The sequence below is a fragment of the Segeticoccus rhizosphaerae genome, from assembly GCF_009192725.1.
GTDB lineage: Bacteria > Actinomycetota > Actinomycetes > Actinomycetales > Dermatophilaceae > Segeticoccus > Segeticoccus rhizosphaerae.
Map to the genome: position 1 here is coordinate 1 of NZ_VOHR01000295.1, position 4,611 is coordinate 4,611.

Below are 4,611 nucleotides of genomic sequence, written 5' to 3' on the forward strand. Positions count from 1 at the left end.
CATGGCGCACTCGCACGGCGTCCCGGCCGAGGAGATCGTGGCGCGGCTGCTGCCGCCGGAGCGTCGGGCGGCGGCCCTGCGGCGCATCACCGACCTCGAGCTCGCTGACACCCACGACATCACCGTGCTGCCGGGAGCGGCCGAGGCGTTGCTGGCCGTCCCCCGTGACCGCAGCGCCATCGCCACGTCCTGCACCCGGCCACTGGCTGAGGCACGCATTGCCGCCTCTGGACTGGTGCGGCCCGACGTCGTGGTGACCGTCGACGACGTGGCCGTCGGCAAGCCCGCGCCCGACCCGTTCCTGCGCGCGGCTGAACTGCTCGCGGTGGACCCCCGCTCATGTCTGGTCGTCGAGGACGCTCCCAGCGGGATCACCGCCGCCCAAGCGGCCGGGTGCGCGACGCTAGCCGTGACCACGACGACCCCGGCCGAGCGGCTGGAGGCCGACCTCGTGGTGCCCGGCCTGGCCGACGTGCGGTGGGAAACGGCCGACGGCGGCATCCGGCTGCACGTGAGTTCCGACGGTCCCGCGGATGAGGCCTGCAGTAGCCTGCACTAGCCGCGCCGTGGCGGTGCTGGCCACGGAGACCGCTCGTGGCGCCGCCCGATCGTCGAAGGAGGACCTCGCCGTGGTTGAGCCTGATCCCCAGGCGGGTCCGCCGGTCCCGATGGAGGAGTGGGAGGGCCTGGACGACCTGCGCCCCCGCTGGGCCGCGCTGGCCGTCGTGACCACCTTGGCGGGGTTCTCCGACTCCTGCTGGGCCGATGAGGTCGGGTGGCACCACGAGGACGGCGACGGCAACGCCATCCACCTGATCCTGGCACCGGAGGGCCGCGCGGTCCTCTACGGTCGCGACCACGAGGTGAGTGTGACCACCGCGCGCGGCGAGGAGGTCGACGTGGTCACCCAGGCACCGGACTGGGTGCGGGGGCTGGTGGATCCCTGGCACGGAGAGCTCGACGCGGAACGGCCGGGCTTCGTCTACTGGCTGGACGACGACACCTGGGAGCGGGTCGCCTACCCCGGCGACCCGGACGAACCCGAGCCGGACGGAGCGAGTGCGGTCGGGCGGTTCATGTTCGACGACGACCAGGCGGTCATCGAGGTGCTCGACTGGGCCACCCAGTGGGTCTGGGACGCGGCCGGTGCCGAGTGGGACGGTGACGAACCGGAGCTGGTGGCGGCGGGGCACGCCCTGATCGACGACCTGCGGACTCCGGGCGAGGAACGGCAGGCCGTCGAGACCTTCCTGGCCGTGCTCGCCCCGGGAGGCGTGGTGGCAGACATCGACTCCGCGGCTGACTCGGCAGCCGATTTCGCTCTCTGACCCATCCTCGACGGCGCCGGACCAGCTCACCGGCTCACCGGATCAGTGGCCGGCGATTCCGGCGCCCGACATCTGCGGCTCAGAGGTACTGGCCGGTGTTGGCGACGTTGTCGATGGAGCGCCCCGGCTCCGTGCCGTCCTTGCCGGTGATCAACGTGCGGATGTAGACGATCCGCTCACCCTTCTTGCCGGAGATCCTGGCCCAGTCGTCGGGGTTGGTCGTGTTGGGCAGGTCCTCGTTCTCCTTGAACTCGTCGACGCAGGACGCGAGGAGGTGGTCCACCCGGATGCCCTTGGTGCCGGTGGTCAGGAAGTCCTTGATCGCCATCTTCTTGGCCCGGTCGACGATGTTCTGGATCATCGCGCCGGAGTTGAAGTCCTTGAAGTAGAGGACCTCCTTGTCGCCGTCGGCGTAGGTCACCTCGAGGAAGCGGTTCTCGTCGATCTCGGAGTACATCCGCTCGACCGCGGCCTGGATCATCGCCTCCGCGGTGCGCTGCGCTGACCCGTCGTGCTCGGCCAGGTCGTGCTCGTGCAGCGGCAGCTCGGCCACGAGGTACTTGCTGAAGATGTCGCGCGCGCTCTCGGCATCGGGCCGCTCGATCTTGATCTTCACGTCCAGCCGCCCGGGCCGCAGGATGGCCGGGTCGATCATGTCCTCGCGGTTGGAGGCTCCGATGACGATGACGTTCTCGAGACGCTCCACGCCGTCGATCTCGGACAGCAGCTGCGGCACGATCGTGGTCTCCACATCGGAGGAGACGCCCGACCCGCGGGTGCGGAACAGCGAGTCCATCTCGTCGAAGAACACCACCACCGGCGCTCCCCCGGAGGCCTTCTCCCGGGCACGCTGGAAGATCAGCCGGATGTGCCGCTCGGTCTCACCGACGTACTTGTTCAGCAGCTCGGGTCCCTTGATGTTCAAGAAGAAGGACTTGCCGAGCGGCCGGCCCTCCTTCTCAGCCACCTTCCGCGCCAGGGACGCCGCGACCGCCTTGGCGATGAGCGTCTTGCCACAGCCGGGCGGACCGTAGAGCAGGACTCCCTTGGGTGGTCGCAGCTGGTGCTCCTCGAACAGGTCGGGGTGCAGGTAGGGCAGCTCGACGGCGTCCCGGATCGCCTCGATCTGGCCGGCCAGGCCGCCGATGTCCTCGTAGGAGATGTCGGGCACCTCCTCGAGGACCAGCTCCGACACCTCGGCCCGGGGGATGCGTTCGTAGACGAAGTTGGACCTCGGGTCGAGCATGAGGGCGTCGCCGATGCGCATGGTCTCGCCGACCAGGCTGTCGGCCAGCCGGCACACCCGCTCCTCGTCGGCGTGCGCCACGACCAGGACCCGGTCCTCGCCGAGGAAGTCCTTGATCATGACGACCTCGCCGACCCGCTCGAAGCCGGAGACGGCGACGACGTTGAGCGACTCGTTGAGCATGACCTCGCGGCCCGGGGTGAGCTCCGACGGCTCGACGTTGGGGCTGACCGCCACGCGCATCTTGCGCCCACCGGTGAGGATGTCGACGGTCGCGTCGTCGTAGGACTCGACGATCAGTCCGTAGGCCGAAGGCGGTTGCGCGAGCCGGTCCACCTCCTCCTTGAGGGTCACGATCTGCTCGCGCGCCTCCTTGAGGGTGCGGACGAGCCTCTCGTTCTGGGCGGAGACGGTGCCCAGCGAGGACTGCAGGTGCAGCACCCGGTTCTCGAGGTCTCGGGTGCGGCCCGGCGACTCGGTGAGGCGATGACGCATCCGCGACACCTCGTCCCGGAGGATCTCCAGCTGTCGGCGAAGCTCCTCGTTCTCCCGGGCCTCGTCGGCGGACGACGCGGACGCGGGCTGCTGGGGCTTGTCAGGCACGTCGGACATGGTCGGAACCTCCTGCCAATCGCCGCATTCGGATCGCTGCTGCGACCCTCACACTTCGACCCTAACCCGACCTGAGCGCTACGTCGCGGAGGTGTCCCCCACGGAACGGCGAATCCGGCGAACCTTCTTGTCCGACACCGGCCGTTCGCCGAGGTCCTCGGGTCCCCAGTCCTCGTCCGGCGCCACGTCGTAGCCGCGTCCGGGCCGCCGCTTGCGCACCGGTGGCGTGACACCGGGAGCCAGCCGCCGGGTCGAGATCAAGAAGCCGGTGTGGCCGTGCATGCGGTGCTGGGGCCGGACCGCCAGGCCCTCGAGGTGCCAGCCGCGGACCATCGACTCCCACGCCTCGGGCTCGGTGTATCCGCCGTGGTCGCGGATCGCCTCGGCGACGCGGGACAGCTGCGTCGCGGTCGCGACGTAGCAGATCAGCACGCCGCCGGGCGCCAGCGCGTCCGCCACCGCCTCGAGACATTCCCAGGGCGCGAGCATGTCGAGCACTGCCCGGTCGATGGTGCCCGCTCCCACCGCGCCGGGGAGGGACTCGACGAGGTCGCCGACGGTGACCTGCCAGGCGGGGTGGTCTGCGCCGAAGAAGGCCCGGGCGTTGCCCCGGGCGATGTCCGCGAAGTCCTCCCGGCGCTCGAACGAGTGCACCGAGCCGTGGTCGCCGACGGCACGCAGCAGGGACATGGACAGCGCGCCGGAACCCACGCCTGCCTCGACCACCCGCGCGCCGGGGAAGACGTCCGCCATCGCCACGATCTGGCCCGCGTCCTTGGGGTAGACCACGGCGGCGCCGCGCGGCATCGACATGACGTAGTCCGAGAGCAACGGCCGCAGCGCGAGGTACTCGATGCCCGCCGTGTTGGTCACCGTCGACCCGTCCGGCGCCCCGATCAGGGCGTCGTGCGCCAGCCGGCCCCGGTGGGTGTGGAACTCCTTGCCGGGGAGCAGCGTGATCGTGTGCAAGCGACCCTTGGGGTCGGTCAGCTGGACCCGCTCGCCCTCGGAGAACGGTCCCCGACGGGCCACCGCCCCGGTGGGTTGCCGACGGTCCTGGCGCTCAGCGTGCTCCGGCTCGTCGGTGGCGTGGCTCATGGCGAGCCAGTCTAGGTGCGGGGGTTCACAGGTCGGACGCGAGGACCACGCCGTCGACACGCCCGCTCGGGGTCCGCACGGCGATGGTGCCGACCCGCAGCTCCTGCATGGCCGCCACCACCGTCGTGATCGGCTGCTCGGGGGACGCGTCCACGACCCAGCCGGGGGGTTGCGCGCGCATCACCGCCAGCACGGGGGTCTCGGCGAGCAGGTGGTCCGGAATCGCGGCGAGCGCGTCGGGGTCGACCAGGCCGGAGGGCAGGCCGTCCCGCCCGGTCACCACGAGCAGCGCGTGCGGTGGGAGCAGGCCGGCCACCGAACGGGCCT

General features: G+C 70.9%; 5 protein-coding genes. 2 read left to right on the forward strand and 3 right to left on the reverse strand.

Annotated elements, in window-relative coordinates; translation table 11 throughout:
- On the forward strand, window positions 1-559 hold a 559-nt coding region (locus FRW57_RS17555; RefSeq protein ID WP_152186602.1), incomplete at its 5' end, for an HAD-IA family hydrolase.
- A gap of 70 nt (window positions 560-629) precedes the next feature.
- Complete coding sequence (locus tag FRW57_RS17560; protein ID WP_137123004.1) at window positions 630-1,328, forward strand: hypothetical protein; 699 nt, start codon at window positions 630-632, stop codon at window positions 1,326-1,328.
- A 79-nt stretch (window positions 1,329-1,407) separates the two neighbouring features.
- Here the strand turns inward: FRW57_RS17560 and arc are convergent, their stop codons facing one another.
- From arc to FRW57_RS23425, 3 genes are all read right to left on the reverse strand, one after another.
- On the reverse strand, window positions 1,408-3,186 hold the full coding sequence (arc, locus tag FRW57_RS17565; RefSeq protein WP_137123005.1) for a proteasome ATPase: 1,779 nt from the start codon (window positions 3,184-3,186) through the stop codon (window positions 1,408-1,410).
- A 78-nt stretch (window positions 3,187-3,264) separates the two neighbouring features.
- On the reverse strand, window positions 3,265-4,284 hold the full coding sequence (locus FRW57_RS17570) for a tRNA (adenine-N1)-methyltransferase (RefSeq protein ID WP_137123006.1): 1,020 nt from the start codon (window positions 4,282-4,284) through the stop codon (window positions 3,265-3,267).
- Window positions 4,285-4,309: 25 nt separating this feature from the next.
- A partial coding sequence (locus FRW57_RS23425; RefSeq protein WP_476748657.1) for a CBS domain-containing protein occupies window positions 4,310-4,611 on the reverse strand: 302 nt, incomplete at its 5' end.